Annotated in this window: 18 protein-coding genes and 1 tRNA gene; 9 read left to right on the top strand and 10 right to left on the bottom strand. The window is 33.0% G+C overall.

Going from position 1 to position 18,207, the window contains the following annotated elements; translation table 11 throughout:
* Positions 1 to 16: 16 nt before the first annotated feature.
* From hypA to dapB, 4 genes are all read right to left on the bottom strand, one after another.
* On the bottom strand, positions 17 to 358 hold the full coding sequence (gene hypA / locus PKK00_11125; GenBank protein ID HNW98950.1) for a hydrogenase maturation nickel metallochaperone HypA: 342 nt from the start codon (positions 356 to 358) through the stop codon (positions 17 to 19).
* Positions 359 to 454: 96 nt separating this feature from the next.
* Entirely contained in the window at positions 455 to 1,471 is a 1,017-nt protein-coding gene (gene hypE / locus PKK00_11120) for a hydrogenase expression/formation protein HypE (protein ID HNW98949.1), read from the bottom strand.
* Positions 1,472 to 1,751: 280 nt separating this feature from the next.
* Positions 1,752 to 2,648, bottom strand: a complete 897-nt coding sequence (gene dapA / locus PKK00_11115; GenBank protein HNW98948.1) for a 4-hydroxy-tetrahydrodipicolinate synthase — start codon at positions 2,646 to 2,648, stop codon at positions 1,752 to 1,754.
* A 29-nt stretch (positions 2,649 to 2,677) separates the two neighbouring features.
* Positions 2,678 to 3,403: a 4-hydroxy-tetrahydrodipicolinate reductase gene (dapB, locus tag PKK00_11110; GenBank protein HNW98947.1), complete on the bottom strand. Its 726-nt coding sequence runs from the start codon at positions 3,401 to 3,403 to the stop codon at positions 2,678 to 2,680.
* Positions 3,404 to 3,595: 192 nt separating this feature from the next.
* Here dapB and PKK00_11105 point away from each other — a divergent pair, with 192 nt between their 5' ends.
* On the top strand, positions 3,596 to 4,549 hold the full coding sequence (locus tag PKK00_11105; GenBank protein HNW98946.1) for a tRNA-dihydrouridine synthase family protein: 954 nt from the start codon (positions 3,596 to 3,598) through the stop codon (positions 4,547 to 4,549).
* Between the two features lie 33 nt (positions 4,550 to 4,582).
* Here the strand turns inward: PKK00_11105 and PKK00_11100 are convergent, their stop codons facing one another.
* The 4 genes from PKK00_11100 to PKK00_11085 form a co-directional block, all read right to left on the bottom strand.
* Complete coding sequence (locus PKK00_11100) at positions 4,583 to 6,322, bottom strand: S8 family serine peptidase (GenBank protein ID HNW98945.1); 1,740 nt, start codon at positions 6,320 to 6,322, stop codon at positions 4,583 to 4,585.
* A 132-nt stretch (positions 6,323 to 6,454) separates the two neighbouring features.
* Positions 6,455 to 7,651, bottom strand: a complete 1,197-nt coding sequence (locus PKK00_11095; protein HNW98944.1) for a pyridoxal phosphate-dependent aminotransferase — start codon at positions 7,649 to 7,651, stop codon at positions 6,455 to 6,457.
* A gap of 84 nt (positions 7,652 to 7,735) precedes the next feature.
* Positions 7,736 to 8,161, bottom strand: a complete 426-nt coding sequence (locus tag PKK00_11090) for a DUF1573 domain-containing protein (protein HNW98943.1) — start codon at positions 8,159 to 8,161, stop codon at positions 7,736 to 7,738.
* A 71-nt stretch (positions 8,162 to 8,232) separates the two neighbouring features.
* Positions 8,233 to 8,697, bottom strand: coding sequence for a DUF1573 domain-containing protein (locus PKK00_11085; GenBank protein ID HNW98942.1), 465 nt, complete (start codon positions 8,695 to 8,697; stop codon positions 8,233 to 8,235).
* A gap of 462 nt (positions 8,698 to 9,159) precedes the next feature.
* Between PKK00_11085 and PKK00_11080 the strand changes: the two genes are divergently transcribed.
* Both PKK00_11080 and PKK00_11075 read left to right on the top strand, forming a co-directional pair.
* Positions 9,160 to 9,233 (top strand) — tRNA-Asp (locus tag PKK00_11080).
* Positions 9,234 to 9,294: 61 nt separating this feature from the next.
* Positions 9,295 to 9,621: an Hpt domain-containing protein gene (locus PKK00_11075; GenBank protein ID HNW98941.1), complete on the top strand. Its 327-nt coding sequence runs from the start codon at positions 9,295 to 9,297 to the stop codon at positions 9,619 to 9,621.
* Here the strand turns inward: PKK00_11075 and PKK00_11070 are convergent.
* Together PKK00_11070 and PKK00_11065 are read right to left on the bottom strand one after the other, a co-directional pair.
* On the bottom strand, positions 9,618 to 10,022 hold the full coding sequence (locus PKK00_11070; GenBank protein ID HNW98940.1) for a nuclear transport factor 2 family protein: 405 nt from the start codon (positions 10,020 to 10,022) through the stop codon (positions 9,618 to 9,620). The two genes, PKK00_11075 and PKK00_11070, sit on opposite strands and share 4 nt — an antisense overlap.
* 32 nt (positions 10,023 to 10,054) lie before the next feature.
* Positions 10,055 to 11,674, bottom strand: a complete 1,620-nt coding sequence (locus PKK00_11065) for a transglutaminase domain-containing protein (protein ID HNW98939.1) — start codon at positions 11,672 to 11,674, stop codon at positions 10,055 to 10,057.
* A 134-nt stretch (positions 11,675 to 11,808) separates the two neighbouring features.
* On the opposite strand from PKK00_11065, the gene surE reads away from it, so the two are divergent.
* The 6 genes from surE (at position 11,809) to PKK00_11035 (ending at position 17,822) form a co-directional block, all read left to right on the top strand.
* The gene (gene surE / locus PKK00_11060) at positions 11,809 to 12,585 is read left to right on the top strand and encodes a 5'/3'-nucleotidase SurE (protein HNW98938.1); all 777 of its coding nucleotides are present in this window, start codon (positions 11,809 to 11,811) and stop codon (positions 12,583 to 12,585) included.
* Positions 12,582 to 12,878: a hypothetical protein gene (locus tag PKK00_11055; protein ID HNW98937.1), complete on the top strand. Its 297-nt coding sequence runs from the start codon at positions 12,582 to 12,584 to the stop codon at positions 12,876 to 12,878. The genes surE and PKK00_11055 overlap by 4 nt, the downstream gene beginning before the upstream one ends.
* Positions 12,879 to 12,883: 5 nt before the next feature.
* The gene (gene lpxB / locus PKK00_11050) at positions 12,884 to 13,996 is read left to right on the top strand and encodes a lipid-A-disaccharide synthase (protein HNW98936.1); all 1,113 of its coding nucleotides are present in this window, start codon (positions 12,884 to 12,886) and stop codon (positions 13,994 to 13,996) included.
* 84 nt (positions 13,997 to 14,080) lie between these two features.
* A complete protein-coding gene (locus PKK00_11045) occupies positions 14,081 to 15,232 on the top strand; it encodes a SpoIID/LytB domain-containing protein (GenBank protein HNW98935.1) in 1,152 nt (383 codons plus the stop codon).
* An 8-nt stretch (positions 15,233 to 15,240) separates the two neighbouring features.
* Positions 15,241 to 17,367, top strand: coding sequence for a ComEC/Rec2 family competence protein (locus tag PKK00_11040; protein HNW98934.1), 2,127 nt, complete (start codon positions 15,241 to 15,243; stop codon positions 17,365 to 17,367).
* Positions 17,368 to 17,471: 104 nt separating this feature from the next.
* A complete protein-coding gene (locus PKK00_11035; protein ID HNW98933.1) occupies positions 17,472 to 17,822 on the top strand; it encodes a membrane lipoprotein lipid attachment site-containing protein in 351 nt (116 codons plus the stop codon).
* The last annotated feature ends 385 nt before the right edge of the window (positions 17,823 to 18,207 follow it).

Genomic DNA, 18,207 nt, shown 5'->3' with positions numbered 1-18,207 from the left:
TTATTTAGATACAAATTTACTCAATTTTTATTGATTTTACTTTCAATTCTTTTCCAAGTACAATATCATAATTGGTACTATTGCAATAAGTACATATCGTGAAAATATCATCAAGTTTAAATTCTTTTTTACAATCAAGGCATACCGCCTTGGGTTCAATAAAATTTATTTTTAAAATAGCTCCCTCAGCTATAGTGTTTTTCACCGATAAATCCCAAGCAAATTCAAGTGTTTCGGGAATTACACCTGAAACTGCACCAACATCAATTAATACTTCTGTAACACGTTGTGCATTCATTTTTTCGGCATATTCAGCTACAATTTCAATAATATTTTGCGCTATACTTAATTCGTGCATTTTTAATTATGAGTTAGATGTTTAGAGTTAGTTTATTGATTTTTCACTTGCTTCAAAAATTTAAAATTTAGCATTAATAATTAAACATTTTTCCGTTTAACAAATCCTGGGTAATTGCTCTCCTGCAAGCATATCAATAATTCTTCTTCCACCGATTCCGGTATTCATTACAACCATCTTATTATTTTTATTTGTGATTTCGCCAATGATTGCGGCATTCTTGCCATACTCATCTTTCCTTAATTCTGCAATAATTTTTTCAGCATCTTCATCAGCAACAATCATCACAACCTTGCCTTCATTAGCCATATACATCGGGTCGAAACCAAAAACTTCACAAAGTCCGCGAACACTTTCCTGAACAGGAATCAATTCTTCAGTAAGTTCAACACCCAAATTATGTTTCTCGGCAAGCTCGCATAAAACCGTTGCTAATCCTCCACGTGTAGCATCGCGCATGAATTTTATTTTATCAGAAACAGAAAGTGCTTTCGCAATCATTTTGTTTAATGAAGCACAATCCGAATGAACGCTGTTGGTATATTCAATACTATTTCGTGCGCAAAGTATTGCAGTTCCATGGTCGCCAATGGTTCCGTTGACAATAATTTTATCGCCGGTTTTTATTTTATTTCCAAAACTTATCATTTTTCTTTTCTCGTCAAGCATTCCGATTCCGGAAGTATTGATAAAAATTTTATCGCATTTTCCTTTATCTACAACCTTTGTATCACCGGTAACAATTTTCACATTCGCTTTCTTTGCTTCCTCAGCCATTGATTTTACAAGAGTTTCAAGCTCTGAAAAGAGCAAACCCTCTTCTAAAATAAATCCGCAGCTCAAATAAAGTGGAGTAGCACCCGAAACCGAAATATCGTTCACCGTGCCACAAACAGCCAGTTTACCAATATTTCCACCCGGGAAAAAAATTGGGGATACAACATACGAATCAGTGGTATAAGCTAAAAGTCTGCTATCAATATTTAATATCGCAGAATCGGTTTGGCTTTGCAAAATTTCATTATCAAAATATCTGACAAATAAATCACCTATCAGTTCATGTGTCATTTTCCCGCCACTGCCATGGTTTAAGAGTATTGCATCATTCTTCATAACATTATTACTTAATGCTGCAAACTTACGAAATAGAATTTTAACGGGATAATTTATTTTATACCAATCGTTAATTTAAAATAACCAAAAGGATATTTTAATTTTCACAATGGTTATGCCGATGACATAGATTTTATAGTACAATTTATTGGGCTATAGCATATATACAATCAGTATTATTTCATAAAGTCAAATTAAAAGCCGTTGATAACTGGAAAAACCTAAAAAAACCCATAATCCCCAGCATCAACGGCTAAAAAAAATATAAATCACTAAAAAACTATATGGGTTTCTCTATTGATTTAATATATTCTACAATCTCTGCAATTTTTTTCATTGAACCTTCAGAAGCCCTGCAAAGCGGCAGCCTAAAGTTTGGTGAACAATACCCCAACATCGACATGATTTCTTTAATTGGAATAGGGTTCGATTCAATGAAAGCTACTTTCATAATATCAAGCAACCTGTAGAATAATCTTTGTGCAGTTTGATAATCGCCTCTTAAGCAGATACGCACCAAATCTGATGTTGCACGTGGTGCGCAATTCGATATTACCGAAATAACACCATCGCCACCACAAGCCATAAATGGAAGTATCAATCCGTCATCGCCAACAAGAACAGAAAAATCACCTGGAGTTTTATTGATAACATCTATCATTTGCGACACATCGCCACTGGCTTCTTTTACTGCAACAATATTTTTATGTTCAGCCAACTTCAATAATGTCGAAGTTTCCATATTGATACCGGTTCTACCTTTAATGTTGTATATAATAATTGGAACATCGGTAGTATTTGCAATTGCGGTAAAATGGCGTAATAATCCTTCCTGTGTTGGTTTATTGTAATAAGGCACAACAGCAAGCAGTCCGTCAGCGCCAGCATGAGCAGCTTCCTTAGCAAGTGTTATAGCAGTGTTTGTGTTATTTGAACCAATGCCATGAATAACCTGGCAACGTTTGTTAACAATTTTTGCAGAGCGGGTTAATATTTCTGCATGCTCGGCTTCGCTCAGGGTCGGACTTTCGCCAGTTGTGCCCATAAATACAATACCTTCAACTCCACCGGCTATCTGCTGTTCAATTATTCTTTCAAACGCCGGCCAATCGGTTCTATTATCATTAGTAAAAGGTGTGATAACAGCTGTATAAGTACCTTGAAAAACTTTTTTCATCTTTTTATTTTTTGATTTATGATTTGGGTTTAAATTATGGTATCGAAAATTTCAGAAAAATTATGTAATCCCGGTTTCAGTATATTTATCTTTTCGGCAGCAATCACAGAACCTAATGCAAAACCTTCTCTTGAACGTGCGGTGTGTGTAATTTCTACCGTATCGAAATTGCTGTCAAAAATTACAGTATGCGTTCCGGGTATTGCACCTCCACGAGTTGATGTAACATGTAATTCATTATCTTTCCGCTTTCGCTGTAGCGTTTCGGTAATAATTTCGTTTTTCACCGATGATGCATTTAAAATAAAGTTTGCTGTTTGAATTGCAGTACCTGAAGGCGAATCAACCTTATTCTTATGATGAAACTCATGAAGAAGAATATCATATTCATTAGCAAACTTATCAAATGTAGCAGTCGATTGTTTAATAACCTTCCAGAACAGGTTAACGCCTAATGAAAAGTTACCACTCCAGATTCCTACATTTTTTTTATTTAAAAATAATTGTGTGTATTCATTTATATTTTTATTCCATCCTGTTACACCTATCACAACAGGTACCTGCAATTCACAAAGTAAATTAACATTTTTTCCCAAAGCCTCTGCTACCGAGAAATCGATATAACAATCTGCTTCTTCAATAATCTTATCATTTCTACCAACATCAATAATCGAAACTATTTTATGGCCTCGCTGAATTGCAATTTGTTCAACAATTTTACCCATTCTTCCGTATCCTATTATACCTAGTCTCATAGTTTGTTTGCTATTGAATATTTAAAAATGTTTTCAAAAGTAGATTTAATTTAAATCACAGAAAAAGAATTATAAAAATTCAACATAATTATGCATTTTTGTTAAAATTAAACATTATTCTAAACTATAAAAATTATTTTGAATCCGAACTAATTTGATTCTTATCTTTGTCAGTAATAACGATACTTTTAAATGATTTACCTGGCGCCATTACAAGGATACACCGATTTTATTTATCGTAATGCTTACAGCAAATATTACGAATGCATTGATGTAGCTGTAAGTCCTTTCATCCCTATGGCTAAAGGTAAAAACGGGATTTTGCGAATTGCAAAAGATGTGCTTCCTGAGAATAATCATACCATGCCTGTAATTCCACAGCTTATTGGGAATAATGCCGAGCATTTCATACAAATGGCGTCAATACTTAATGATTGGGGATACAATATTATTAATTGGAATTTAGGTTGCCCGATAAAAAATATTACAAAGAAAAAAAGAGGTTCAGGATTATTACCATTTCCTGAATTAGTAAATGAAATTTTAGAAAAAGTTATCCCTCATATTCCTCAGAAATTATCAATAAAATTAAGGCTTGGGTTAAATGACACAGATGACATTTTTCAATTGATTCCTATATTAAATGATTATCCTTTAGAAAATATAATTATTCATCCCCGCACTGCATCGCAGATGTACGAAGGGGAAATACATCATAACGTTATGCAGAAATGCATTCCGTTAATAAAACATAAAATCATTTATAACGGAGATATTTTCAATTTAAATGATTTTCAAAATATTCAGAAAATATATCCTGAAATGAAAACATGGATGATTGGCAGAGGTGTTTTACTGAATCCACTACTTCCTTCATTAATTAAGGGAAAACAAAATTTATCAGATGAAAAGCAAAATGAAATTTTTCTGAATTTTATTCTCGAAATTTATCATCAATTAAAAATTCATAAAACAGAAAAACAGCTGATGAATAAAATAAAAGATTACTGGAAATTTTTCAGCAAAAGGTTTTTGGAATCAGAAAAAATATTTAAAATCATTTCACACACGCACTCTTTCAATGAAGTAAATGATATAACAAAAAAAATATTTAATAAAGAAAACAAAAAAGACTGGAGCACCTAAACTCCAGTCTTTTCAATATTTTTCAGCAATTTATTATTTTACTTTCAAAAGTTTTCCTTCAAAATTATCGTTATCATTAGATAGTTTATAATAATAAACTCCCGAAGAAAGATTTGATAAATCAAGCTCATGTTGTGTAATTACATTATCCCACATTTCAGTAATAATGCTTTGTCCGGTGATATCAAACAATTGAAATTTTACAGGTTCATTCAAATTTGTAATTGCAAATGTTACATTTTCAGTAATCGGATTAGGATAAGTATTCACAATAATTTGGGGTTTTACATTTTCATGTAATGAAGTCAAAACAGCATTTACAGCAGCCAGTGCATCAATACGACCATAACCAAAAGTATAATTCGGAATGGTCGAACCCGAAACACTACCGCATGTTTGAGTGCTTGTTAAATGTACTGCAGAATGTTTAATTACCGATTCTATAGAATCTACATTACCTGCCAGTGAAGGGTTTGCAGAAATTATTAATGCCACCATACCTGCAACATGAGGACCAGCCATACTTGTTCCGCTCATTGTTGAATAAGAACCTCCGGGCACGCACGACCTTATATTTGAACCCGGGGCACTAATATCTGGTTTTACCATTGTTGATGTATAAACTGTAACAGGCCCGCGACTACTAAATGAAGAAATTGCATCGCTGCTGGTTGTTGAACCTACAACAAAACTATTGTCATATATAGCAGCCGGTGTTGTAATGGTTGAACAATCAGAGCCATCATTACCTGCTGATACCACAACCACTATACCTGCAGCTTTTAAATTATTAATTACCGTTTCCATAGTTGCATAATTCGAACTATTGCATCCCTCAGTACCGTCACAGCCCCATGAGTTGTTAATTACATGTGGAGCTTTTGTAGCATCGGCAGCAGTTCCATCTAATTTTGTTGGAGCCAGGAAAAATTGAAAACAATCAATGTATGAAGTTAATGTACCTGCGCCCTGGTCCATATTACGGCATCCAATCCATTTAGCACCTGGAGCCATACCAATTTTATTTGTCGCACCATCATCACCTACCATTGTTCCCATAGTATGTGTTCCATGAGAATTATCATCACAGGGAACTTGTGAATTCACTCCACAACTCCCGCCATTACCCGTTTTAATTGCATCATGCCAGTTGTAGTTATGATCGGCAGTTGATCCATTCCATCCACGGTATTTACCTTTTATTGCCGTATGCGTCCAATCATAACCTGTATCTTCACCGGCAACAACTACACCTTGTCCTGTGAATCCCAGTGCCCAAACCTGATCAGCTTTGGTTTGAGATATACCCCACTCTACAGCCTTAGTATCGTCAATATTATTTGTCTCTTCGAATATAGGTTTAGGAAAAGTATAAGTAGCATTATCAATAATTTCTCTTACACAGTCGAGCTTTGCAATTTTATTTACCAAATCAACATTTCCTTTTACCCATATTGCATTAACAACCCAGAATGATTGAAATTCAGCTTTGCTATCGTAAATTATATTTAAAACTTCTGACTGCGTTTGCGAAGCTTTCTCAGTAAGCAAATCATATACATACTGACCTTTCTCTTCTTTAGTTTTAAGTTTATAAGCTCCACTCACATCCGCCTGGTCTTTCAAGACTACTACAAATTCTGTTTTGTTTTCAGATTTTATCTTTTTAAGTATAATTGAATCAATCTTTGGTTGTAATTCATCTTGTGAACGAACAATGTTGGTAATGAATATTCCAATTATAATTATTGAAAAGAGTAAATATTTTTTCATGTGTTTTTGGGTTACAAATTTTTATCTTTTACAAATATACAAAATATTAGATACCAAAAATTAAATAAACTTGCTGTAAATAAAAAAGACTGAATAAAACATTCAGCCTTTTTATAAAAAAAGTTTCAATAATTATTTTTTCCCCGGATATACCTTTAACGCTTCCTCAAGGCATTTCATTGAATTTTTAAGCGATTCAAGGTTCAACACATAACTGATACGAACCTCGTCTTTACCCAAACCTGGTGTAGAATAAAACCCTGTTGCCGGAGCTAACATTACCGTTTGCTTTTCATAATTAAAATCTTCAAGTAACCACTGACAGAATTTATCTGAATTATCTATTGGAAGTTTTGCTACAGCATAAAATGCACCACTCGGTTTAGGACAATAACATCCAGGCATTTTATTTATCGATTCCACAACAATATTTCTTCGTGCAATATATTCATTGAGCACTTTATCAAAATATTCTTTAGGAGTATCAATAGCAGCTTCAGCTAAAATCTGTCCAAAAGTTGGAGGACTTAATCTTGCCTGCGCAAATTTCATCGCAGTTTTCATCACTTCTTTATTCTTGCTTATAAATGTCCCTATGCGCGCACCGCATGCACTGTATCGCTTAGAAATAGAATCGAGAAGAATCACATTTTCTTCAATACCCTTCAAATTCATAGCAGAATAATGAACTTTACCATCATAACAGAATTCCCTGTAAACTTCGTCTGACATAAGATAAAGATCATGTTTTTTTACAATATCTCTGAGCAGTTCCAGTTCTTCTTTTGAATAAAGATACCCTGTTGGATTACTTGGATTGCACACCATAATAGCTTTGGTTTTTGGTGTTATTGATTTTTCAAAATCAGCAATCGGAGGAAGAGCAAAACCAGTTTCAATAGATGAATTGATAGGCTTTACGGTAACACCTGAATTTACAGCAAATCCATTATAGTTAGCATAAAAAGGTTCAGGAATAATAATTTCTTCACCTGGATTCAGGCAAGTTTGTAATGCAAATAAAATTGCTTCTGAACCGCCATTTGCTACAATAATTTCGTCCGGAGTTATATCAATATTAAAACGCTTATAATATTCGCAAAGTTTTTTCCTGTATGAAGGAATTCCTGCAGAATGGCTATATTCAACCACTTTTAAATCGGTGTTGCGAATAGCATTCATAGCTATTTCAGGCGTTTCAATATCAGGTTGTCCGATATTAAGATGATAAATTTTTATTCCTCTTTTTTTTGCTTCTTCAGCAAAAGGAACAAGTTTTCGAATTGGTGAGGCCGGCATCATGCAGCCTTTTTGTGATATTTGTGGCATAGTATATAATATAAATAAAAAAGTCCCGAATAATCGGGACAAAGATATATTTTTTGTTAATTCAAAAACTGCTTCTTCTGAATTTTATTTCAAAGGAGTAACTGTTTCGTTTACTGGTTTTTCAGGAGTAGTATTTGTTGTATTATCAACAACGGTACCTTTAATGCTTAAAACAATAGTACCATTGTTTGCATTAGAAAGAACAGTAATTTGTTTACTGATATTTCCCGGACTACTCATTTTGGTATAATTAATCTTTATAACTCCTGATTTTCCAGGTAAAATTGGTTCCTTCGGCCAAGCCGATATAGTGCAGCCTCAGCTGGTAGTAACATTGGTAAGAACCAAAGGCTCATTACCAGTATTAGTGAATTTAAACTCTGTATTCCCATCTGAACCTTTCTGAACTGTTCCATAATCGTGAACAAGGTTTTGAAAAGTAATTACTGGTCCATTGGTAGCTGTCTGCTCTGTAGAAGTCTTTGTTTCAGTTTGTGCATTCGTAACCATGAACATGACAAATGCAAACATTAATAATAAAGTGACCTTTTTCATATTTATCAAATTTTAAAATTTTGGGATTATTTCAATGGCGTTGCTTTTTCATTTGCCGGTTTGTCTGCATTATTAGTAGCTGGTGTATTATCTACAACAAGACCTTTAATACTTAGTACAATTGTTCCATTACTGGCATTGGAATTTACTGTAATTTGTTTACTGATGGTTCCAGGAGTATTCATTTTAGTATAAGTTACTTTAATTGCACCTGTTTTACCAGGAAGAATTGGTTCTTTAGGCCAAGATGGTACAGTGCAACCACAAGATGTGGTAACATTCGAAAGGATCAAAGGTTCAGTACCCGTATTTTTAAAAACAAATTCACATTTTCCATCTGCACCTTTTTGAACGGTTCCATAATCATGAACAATATTATCAAATTTTATTTCTGCACCTGAAGCATTTTCTGAAGGAGCAGTTGTAGTTTGAGCATTAGCTATAAACAACACAAAAAACACGGATACTAAAGTTAAAATTACTCTTTTCATAATTAACAATTTATAAATATTTTTTCCTTCTCTTCAAAAATTATACCTTTAAATAAAAAAGAACAAAATAACACAATTACAAAATTAACTAAAAAAAATTATTTTCGACCAAAATTATTAATATTAACACATATTAACAATTCCTGCTAAACAGTTCATAATAATGACGCTTATTTTTTAAAAAAGTTGCCTTCAAAAAAAATTTTACATATACAGTGAGGTTATTTAAATTTTATTAAAAAACATTCTATTTTATTTTTAATACTATTATTTCAGGGATGAAGCCCTTTATTTGTGGTTATTTTCCATAACTACGCCCTTAAGGGCGGAGTTATTTGACACCTTAAATATTTGGACTTTAGTACTGAAATTATAAAATTTAACAAACTATGAATATTTTTTTGCTGATAATAAAAATTATATTACATTTGCAATCCTTAATTCAAGAGTTCATTATTTAATGGTTCGGTAGTTCAGTTGGTTAGAATACGTGCCTGTCACGCACGGGGTCGCGGGTTCGAGTCCCGTCCGGACCGCTTAAAGCTCCCGTTAGTGGAGCTTTTTTTATTTTGTATGGATGATAAAAAATTATATAGCATGGAAAACCTGATAGATTTATCAGGTGGAGATGCTACTTTCATTACTGAAATGATACATATGTTCCTTAGCCAGGCTGATACTTTTATTCATGATATGGATACTGCTTTAAAAAATGAAGATATAACCACATTAAAACAAATAGCCCATAAATACAAAACTTCAGCACAATTATTCCAAATTCAAAATTTACATTCCTTACTTGCAAGTACTGAAGCCTATAATGATTTCAACAGAAAGCCGGAAATTGAAAAAATATTAAATGAAATTAAAATCATTTCTGATGAAGTTGTAAAACAACTTAAAGAGGAACTCAAAAATTATTAAACCTTAAGATAGTTCTGAATTCTATCATTAGGAATTTTAGTATCACAGTATACCTGCCAATGTTTAATTTTATTATTCTCAACAATTATTTTCCACGCAGAAGGAAGTCGCCAGTAATTTGAATTCATTTTATCTTTTGCACCTTTATATGTACCTGAAGCATATCCAAACATAGCTGTACATTGTGAGCCGGCAATAATTTCAGAGATATTAATTACATAATCGGGAAACCAATCAAAATAAACTTCCCATGCCTTTTTCATTTTATCTTTTCCAATAATATTTTGCCCATATGCATCAATAAAACAATGATCATCACTCAAAAACGCAGCAATCTCTTCAACATTATGATTATTGATATGTTTTACAAATTCAATAATTTTATCATTATCATTTGCCATATTTGTTTTTTTAACGAAGATACCATTTTAAATTATTTCAAGGGTTCCCATTCAGCAAAGTTTTCAAAAACAATATTTGTGTTCGGTTCTGTAGTATAAAATTCATTAGAATTATAATTCCACCCCATTGTTTCCGAATCGCCACCACTTTGAGTTGTAATAAAAAATCTATTTAATAATGCACCAAACGAATCTGCCTGCTCACGTGGAGAATCATTATCGCCACCACTGGGGTCAACAGGAATCCAACCATAACCCGGTAAATAAACTTCAACCCATCGATGAAATACATCATCCATTGAAGCTGCATCGCCTCGAACTACTACAGAACCCACATAACGAGCGGGTATTCCAGCAGCCCTGCACATCGAAATATATACGAAGGTATATTCCGAGCAGGAACCATTCCCTCGTTTCAACACTGTTGGTGCTGTATTCCAGCCACCCACCCTTTCATAAAACATATTTGCAATAATATAATTATAAATTTTTCGTGCTATCCAATAAGGATTTTTTTCAGAACCAATAGCATCCTTCAATGCGCTTTGAATATAAGGGTCATCATATTTAAATTTCTCATCATTCACAAGATATTTACTTTTAATGCTATCAGGTATTACTGATAATGAACCAACCTTTTCGGGAAAAACAAAATAGCGTACATCATAAGTGGTAACTGTTGAAATCATTTTGATTTCTTTACTGTCGCCTGTTTTAATATTAGTAAATTTATAATGTGCTGTTTTTTGTCCCCATTGATCAGTAGTAACTTCATTATAATTCGGAGCATAGGAAATGTTCCCGGTGATTTTCTGGTTTACTCTATCGACAGGCATAGCAAGATGTACATCAAATGTTTTAACATTGCCCGGGCCAAAATTTGTTAATGTAAATGTATATGTAACTTTCGATTTTCGCTCGTTATATATACGAAAATTGTCATCATCAACTGCTTTCAATTGATATAATTTATCTTCCTGGATATCGGCTGCCCATAAATATTTCCCATCAAAACATAAACTATTCGTATAGGCTCCCGGTGCATCAGTAATAATAATGACACATTCTGTTTCAGGGTCGACCATATAAATTTCATTAGTAATCCTGTCGGAAACCCATAAATATTTTCCATCCCATGCAAGACCGTTGGGATCGGATGCCGGAGATTTTATGGTTTTAATTGTAGTTCCATCATCTGCATCGAATTGAATAATTTCATCCGATTCGTTATCGGCACACCACAAATATTTTCCGTCCCAAGCCAACCCTATAGGAGAATTGGAAGGAGCAGGCAAAGTACGTAAAATAGTTCCGTCAGCAGGATCAATACGATAAATTTTTCCCACATAATTTTCAGCCATTGGAATTCCACCGCGTATATCGGCATTCCATAATGCTTCACCGTCCCAGGCTAAACCTGTTGGCCAGTATGCAGGCGATTTTATCGATCGTATAACTTTCCCGTTAGTCGTGTCAATACAATAAATTTTATCATCTTTCCTGTCGGATAACCAAATATATTTTCCATCATAAGTTAAGCCTGTAGTAAATTTCCCAGGCGTATCATATGTTTTTAAAACTTGTCCCGAATAGGCATATACCATATTAGAAATAAGGTATGACATGGATAGAATAAGAAAATATTTTTTCATAGATTCTAATATTAAAATGTTCGTTACAAATATAATTTTTAATAAATAAACCTATAATAATATTCTGGAATAAAAAAATCAATTCACTAAAATAAAATTCAAGTATATTTGTTACATTATATGAATGATAAGAAATGACGAAAACTAAAAAAGAAAAAAAGCCTGTAATTCTTATTACTAATGATGATGGCATCATGTCGCCAGGAATAAGGCAGTTGATAAAACTTATGCGTATACTTGGCGATGTAGTAGTGGTAGCGCCCGACAAACCGCAATCAGCAATGGGACATGCCATCACTATAGCCACTCCTTTACGATTACAACAAATCAATATTGATGGCAGGCATATTGAATACAGTTGCAGCGGAACACCTGTTGACTGTGTAAAGCTTGCCGTTGATAAAATTCTTTTCAAGAAACCGGATATGCTTGTTTCGGGAATTAACCACGGTTCTAATTCATCAATAAATGTAATTTATTCTGGAACCATGTCAGCAGCCCTTGAAGGAGCTATTGAAAATATTCCGAGCATTGGTTTTTCAATACTCGATTATTCTTTCGAAGCTGATTTTACTCCATGTGAAAAACAAATTCTTACTATTGCCCGGAATGTGCTGCAAAACGGGTTACCCAAAGGAACATGCCTGAATGTAAACATCCCCAAGATAGAAAAGATAAAAGGAATAAAAATATGCAGGCAAGCCATCGCATACTGGGATGATGAATACTACGAACGCAAAGACCCTCATCACAAAAGCTATTACTGGCTTACCGGAGAATTCATTAATAACGATAAAGGTAAAGATACCGATGAATGGGCTTTGAAAAACGGTTATATTTCGGTAGTTCCTGTATTATATGATTTTACTGCACACCATGCCATTCCTTATTTAAAAAACATTGAAGAATGATAAAAAAAATATTTAATCAAAATTCATTTACGCTTGGACTGATCATAGGAATTGTTGCTCCTTGTATTTTATATGGAATAATATATTCTATTGATTTACTTATTCGAAATATTTTCGAAATGTATGTTCTTCTCACACCTTCAACAATGCAGCTAACGTCAATCATTGTAAGTATTCTGGCTATGCGCTATTACTTAGTAAAATTGAAATACGAAAAAACAGGAAAAGGATTGCTTTTAGTTACCTTTATCTTTATTATCGCATTTTTCGTGAATGAATATTTAATAAAATAATTTTTGTGAAATATTACATCATAGCCGGTGAAGCATCGGGCGACTTACACGCATCGAACCTAATTGCCGAAATAAAAAAAATCGACAGCAATGCTCACGTCAGGTGCTGGGGTGGTGATTTGATGAAAGCCCAGGGAGCAGAACTGGTAAAACATTACAAAGACCTTGCATTCATGGGATTCATAGAGGTGCTGATGAATCTAAGCACCATTATGAAAAATATCCGTTTCTGCAAAGAAGATATCAATTCTTTCAAACCGGATGTAATCATACTTGTTGATTACCCGGGGTTCAATCTACGTATTGCAGAGTTTGCCAAACATGCCGGATATAAAGTTGTGTATTATATTTCTCCGCAAATATGGGCATGGAAACAATCGCGTGTTCATAAAATAAAAAGAACTGTAGATAAAATGCTGGTGATATTACCTTTTGAAAAAGAATTTTATCAGCGCTTTAATTTTTCTGTTGACTTTGTAGGACATCCTTTGCTTGATGCTATATCACAAATAAATCAAAAAGATATTTCCGAAATAAGGAAAGATTTTGGATTTAATGAAAAACCTGTAATATCAATACTTCCGGGAAGCAGGAAACAGGAAATAATAAAAATGCTTCCCGAAATGCTTAAAGCAGTAAAAGCTTTTCCCGAATTTCAGTTTACTGTAGCTGCCGTTAATTCTCATGAATATGATTTTTATCAAAATCTATGTAAGGGCTATCCTGTTAAAATCATTTTCGGGCAAACATATCATCTATTGATGATTTCTGATGCAGCAATGGTAACATCGGGAACAGCAACACTGGAAACTGCATTATTCGAAGTTCCTGAAGTAGTTTGTTATAAAGGTTCTTTTATTTCTTACCATCTTGCAAAAAAGTTGATCAAGGTTAATTATATTTCTTTGGTAAACCTTATCATGCAGAAAGAAGTGGTAAAAGAACTAATCCAAAATGACTTCAACTCTGAAAACCTTATTAGCGAATTGAAAAAAATATTTATCAAAGAGAATATTCTTAAAATGAAAAATGAATTTGCTGCTCTTCGCGAAAAACTTGGCGGCAAAGGAGCTTCAGAAAAAGCCGCACAAATAATTTCTCAATTTTTACAAAACTAAAAAAACGTTTTTCTGTTTTTTTAAGAAAATATTTTTTGATTTATCAAATGCTTCCGCTATTTTTGAAAATTCAAGCAGGCGAATTTGATTAAAAGAATATCATACATATTTGTAATTATAATTACTTTTTTTTCGCAAATAGCAAATGCTATAGATATAGATGTATGCATTTATTCATCATCCGAAATCAAAAAAGTAATGATCACTCCCTTATCAGGGAAATATGTTATTTACAGTAACAAAACTAAAATTGCCGATCTTTATAAAAATAATCCTGTTATCCTTACCGCTGTTGGCGAAAAAATTAATATTTCAAAGTCCGGCGAAGACCTTGGCACTTACAGCATACTTTCATTTTCTGCTGAAGGGTTTCTTAACACTTTTACTTTATCGCCTCTTGAACCTAACTTACTGGAGCGCGTATATGATGACGGGATAACCATTTCCGCTGCTGACAGCATTTTAAAAATCATAAATAAAGTAGATATAGAGCATTATATAGCCGGTGTTGTTGAATCGGAAGGCGGCATTAAAAAAAACCTTGAATACTTAAAACTCCAGGCTATCATTTCACGAACATACGCAATCAGCAACATTCGTAAGCATTTAAAAGAATCAGGTTTTAACCTTTGCGACAATGTTCATTGTCAATTATACAAAGGTCGTTGCACTAACAGCATGATCATGATGGCTGTTTCGCAAACTGCAGGCGATATAATTATTGACAAAACCAACAAACCTATTTCCGCATCCTTTCATTCCAACTGCGGCGGAGAAACAGTGAACTCGGAAGATATATGGTCAATAGCCACTTCTTATCTGCGTTCAATAAAAGATACTTTTTGCTTAAAACAAACCCAGGCTCATTGGGAAAAAAACATTCCTACAAAAGAATGGCTTGAATATCTTGCCAAGAAATTCAGTTACCCAATTAGTGATTCATCAATGGTTTTAAAAGCCAAAACTTTTTCTCAAAAAGAGCGAAAAATAAATTTTAATGATAATCCCAATATTCCGCTTAAGACCATACGTACTGACTGGAAATTAAGATCAACATATTTCAGTATAGAAGATAAAGGCGATACACTTGTGTTCAAAGGCCGTGGTTATGGTCATGGTGTTGGACTTTGCCAGGAAGGCGCCATGCACATGGTTGATTTGGGATGGACATTTAAAAATATTATCAAATATTATTACAAAGACGTTTCATTGGTCAATATTTCCGATCTGAAATAATTGCGTGCATGAACATCTGGAATCAAATTCCATTACTCCGTATATTTATACCTTTTCTTACAGGGATAATACTTTCTATACTATTCCCCGAAGTGTTTAATATTTCTGCAACTTTTGTAATTATATTAGAAATACTGGTAATAGCACTTGCACTAATATTTAACCAATGGCCTTTAAATTATAAAAACCGATGGATATTCGGCATATTACTCACTTCAGTTATTTTTTTATTTGCCTGCAACATTACTATACCCCAATTAATCAACGATAATAAATCTTCTGAATTCAGGAATTGTAAAGCAACACACGATACAATAATTGCTACAATAGATGAAGCCGTTTCAGAAAGAGCAAACTCGTATAAAGTTATCCTTGCCGTTAATGCTGTTAAGGAAAATGGGAAATGGGAAAATATAGAAGGAAAAATAATGACTTATTTCCAGAAAGACAGCGCTGCATCAAAACTAAAATATGGCGATCGGCTAATAATTTCTTCATCATTTACTGAAGTGAAAAGCAACCGGAACCCTGAAGAATTCGATTACAAAAATTATCTTGCCATGCGGTCGATATTCATACAATCATATGTAAAATCAGGGCAATGGGCAATATTAGAAATCAACAAAGGAAATATTATAAAAGAATACGCATTAAATATCCGCGAAAAATTTTTAACTATTTTCAGAACATTCGGAATGAATGGCGATGAATATGCTGTTGCAGGTGCATTGATACTTGGTTACACCGACAAGCTTGACCAAGATATAATATGCATGTACTCAGGCTCAGGAGCCTTACATATACTCAGCGTTTCAGGAATGCATGTCGGGATTATCTTCATTGTATTGAATTTTCTTCTTGCATTTTTAGATCGTTATAAAAAAGGGAAATATTTCAAAAACATTCTTCTGATATTATTAATCTGGTTCTATGCTGCTATAACCGGATTATCGCCGGCAGTATGCCGTGCAGCAACAATGATCTCATTTATCATTATTGGAAGATTGATGAAAAGAAATACAAACATTTACAATACGCTTATCGTATCGGCAATATTTTTACTCATCTTGAACCCGCTATACATAACCGATGTAGGCTTTCAACTTTCGTACATTGCTGTTTTCGGAATTATTTTATTACAGAAAAAAATAAGTGAGTTATGGCAACCTTCAAATTGGGTAATTAAGCAGGTATGGCTTATCATTTCTGTTTCATTAGCCGCACAAATAGCAACATTCCCTTTAAGCATTTTATATTTTCATCAGTTCCCAAATTATTTTCTTATCACCAATTTAATTGTGGTTCCTCTTTCCAATTTAATTATTTATTCAGGAATGCTTGTTCTAATGATTTCACCAATCGGCAGTATCGCATTTTATTTTTCAAAAGTTTTTGTATTAATGCTAAATGCACTCAACTCAAGTATTCGCTATATTGAAAGCCTTCCCTATTCTATTACAAAAGGATTGTCAATTGACATAACGGAAACCATATTGCTTTACATCATTATTGTTTTTATTATCGCGTTTCTATTTAAGAAAAAAGGTATACTACTGAAAACCGCATTAATATTCAGCATTATATTTTTTGTTTCATTAGGAATAAAACAATATCGTTCTTTTTCTCAGAAAAAGTTTTTTGTTTACAACATTAACAAATCGATGGCTATTGAACTGGTATCAGGGAAAAACCATTTCCTGATTACCGACTCATCATTACAACAACATCCAAAACTATTGGAAGTACATGTAAAGAATAACTGGATAAAACTTCGTTTGAACGAACCATTGATAATAAACAGGAAACAACTTTCCGATACTATTATTAATTATCCCAATCATACTATTTTTATAAAAAATAATATTATCAGGTTTTATGATAAAGTAATTGCCATAGTAAATGAATATAACTTTCAAAGTATTGCAAGTTCAGGATTAAACGTGGATTATCTAATATTATCAGGAAATATTAAAACCAATATTTCAAACCTGCTTCATTCATATAAACCTAGGCTGGTAATAATAGATTCATCAAATTCAATGAAGAAAACTGAAGCATGGTTAAACGAATGCAAAACGATAGACATCCCATGCTATGCAGTATTGAAATCGGGAGCGTATGTTCATGAGATATAGAATTAACATATAGCGCTTTCTGTATATATGATTTTATTAAATATTTTTCTCAATAAAATTTGTTGATTAAATAGATTTTTCTACATTTGACGTATTCAATTCATATGAAAAAAATAATCTTTATATTATTTTCAATCTTTTTACTCGCAAGTTGCGAAGACCATAATTTTCCGTGGACCAAAAAATACAAAGTGCTTTATAAAGCCAGTGGAACTTCCAAAAAGTTTAGTATCTCTTATTATAATGTTGACGGTTTAAAATGCGACACTGTTTCATCTGTGGAATGGACATATAATTTTAAAGCACGACAACATTCATACCTGGCATTGCACATTAAAAATCTTGATACATTAACAGCTAATTCATATGTTGAAGGCAGGATAACTGTATCAAACAACCAGGAATACTATGATAAAAACACACTGATTGTTGATTTAAGCGGCTCTATTGAATAGAATGTTCGTTGTTCAATGATATCCTTTTTTACTTTAATTTTAATTTATACCGACAGAAAAGAGTTTTGCAAAAATATTTTTTGTTTTCTGTACGGTATAACTCGTTCTAAACAGTTTTGCCTTTCAAACCTGATAAGAACGAGTATAACAATTGGTATAATTTCAGTCTACATTAAATCAATTATACTCCTTAAATAATCCAACTTATCGGAATTTTATTTATTTTGCAATGATAGTGTTGTTGTTTTGCTGTATAAACAATATAAAGCGCAAAACTATGAAAACAAAAATTTTATTTATTTTAATGTTTTTATTTGCAGCAACTGTAATAAATAATAGTTCGGTAAAAATATAGATATTAACAAAGGTATGTAAAAAACTTAAA

Source organism: Bacteroidales bacterium (genome assembly GCA_035353855.1).
Taxonomy (GTDB): Bacteria; Bacteroidota; Bacteroidia; order Bacteroidales; family CG2-30-32-10; genus DAOQAK01.
Note: the sequence above shows the minus strand (reverse complement) of the source record. Positions and strands in the feature narration are given on the sequence as shown.

What these genes read in the sequence shown, in the direction of transcription:
- hypA (HNW98950.1), bottom strand. Translation starts at nt 358, where the DNA reads ATGCACGAATTAAGTATAGCGCAAAATATTATTGAAATTGTAGCTGAA.
- hypE (HNW98949.1), bottom strand. Translation starts at nt 1,471, where the DNA reads ATGAAGAATGATGCAATACTCTTAAACCATGGCAGTGGCGGGAAAATG.
- dapA (HNW98948.1), bottom strand. Translation starts at nt 2,648, where the DNA reads ATGAAAAAAGTTTTTCAAGGTACTTATACAGCTGTTATCACACCTTTT.
- dapB (HNW98947.1), bottom strand. Translation starts at nt 3,403, where the DNA reads ATGAGACTAGGTATAATAGGATACGGAAGAATGGGTAAAATTGTTGAA.
- PKK00_11105 (HNW98946.1), top strand. Translation starts at nt 3,596, where the DNA reads ATGATTTACCTGGCGCCATTACAAGGATACACCGATTTTATTTATCGT.
- PKK00_11100 (HNW98945.1), bottom strand. Translation starts at nt 6,322, where the DNA reads ATGAAAAAATATTTACTCTTTTCAATAATTATAATTGGAATATTCATT.
- PKK00_11095 (HNW98944.1), bottom strand. Translation starts at nt 7,651, where the DNA reads ATGCCACAAATATCACAAAAAGGCTGCATGATGCCGGCCTCACCAATT.
- PKK00_11085 (HNW98942.1), bottom strand. Translation starts at nt 8,697, where the DNA reads ATGAAAAGAGTAATTTTAACTTTAGTATCCGTGTTTTTTGTGTTGTTT.
- PKK00_11075 (HNW98941.1), top strand. Translation starts at nt 9,295, where the DNA reads ATGGAAAACCTGATAGATTTATCAGGTGGAGATGCTACTTTCATTACT.
- PKK00_11070 (HNW98940.1), bottom strand. Translation starts at nt 10,022, where the DNA reads ATGGCAAATGATAATGATAAAATTATTGAATTTGTAAAACATATCAAT.
- PKK00_11065 (HNW98939.1), bottom strand. Translation starts at nt 11,674, where the DNA reads ATGAAAAAATATTTTCTTATTCTATCCATGTCATACCTTATTTCTAAT.
- surE (HNW98938.1), top strand. Translation starts at nt 11,809, where the DNA reads ATGACGAAAACTAAAAAAGAAAAAAAGCCTGTAATTCTTATTACTAAT.
- PKK00_11055 (HNW98937.1), top strand. Translation starts at nt 12,582, where the DNA reads ATGATAAAAAAAATATTTAATCAAAATTCATTTACGCTTGGACTGATC.
- PKK00_11040 (HNW98934.1), top strand. Translation starts at nt 15,241, where the DNA reads ATGAACATCTGGAATCAAATTCCATTACTCCGTATATTTATACCTTTT.
- PKK00_11035 (HNW98933.1), top strand. Translation starts at nt 17,472, where the DNA reads ATGAAAAAAATAATCTTTATATTATTTTCAATCTTTTTACTCGCAAGT.